This is a genomic window from Pseudoalteromonas luteoviolacea CPMOR-1, assembly GCF_001625685.1.
GTDB lineage: Bacteria > Pseudomonadota > Gammaproteobacteria > Enterobacterales > Alteromonadaceae > Pseudoalteromonas > Pseudoalteromonas luteoviolacea_K.
The window spans coordinates 1-600 of sequence record NZ_AUYC01000080.1; the positions used below are offsets into that span (position 1 = coordinate 1).

1 protein-coding gene is annotated in these 600 nt (G+C 43.0%); it reads right to left on the bottom strand.

The genetic code is table 11. The features are described 5' to 3' along the window. Positions 1-489 (bottom strand): helix-turn-helix domain-containing protein (locus N473_RS23145; RefSeq protein WP_196766468.1); only part of this gene is annotated, 489 nt, incomplete at its 3' end. Positions 490-600 lie beyond the last annotated feature (111 nt).

Here is a 600-nt window from a genome sequence, read left to right on the forward strand (position 1 = left end):
TTCAATGGGTGGTTCTAATGACTGGTTCTGACCCCCGTTTTTGGGGGTATTCAAACCACCGTTTTTGGGGGTATTCAAACCACCGTTTTTGGGGGTGTTTTTACTAATACCCCCGCTTTTGGGGTTATTAGTTTCTTTAGCTTCTTGAGCCCCTTTATCTATGGGCTGTTCAGAGACATTATTTTTAATAACCCCAGTTTTGGTGCTATTGGAAAAGCGCTCGTCTTCAACGCCTATCAATTGGTAAACTTTAACTTTGCCCGTCACACCTTTCCTTCTGCCAGTATCACGTATAAGCGTAAGGGCTTGGAGCTTTTTAAGGTTTGCGCCGATAGTCTTTTCATTCAATCTAGTGTCTTTAACTAGCCTAGTGATACTAGGCCAGCAGCAATGATCTTCATCTGCCCTATCTGCAAGGGAAAGTAAAAGAAGTTTTTGCGATGCATTAAGGTCTTGTTTCCAAGCCCAATCGGTTGCAGCCCTACTCATACGTTACCCCTGTTTGATTTTTGTGCTGTGTGTGTCATAATAAATCCTGTTATTGATTCGAAACCCGCGCCCTCGCCAAAGTTTGCGGGTTTTGTTTTATCTAGGCTTTTT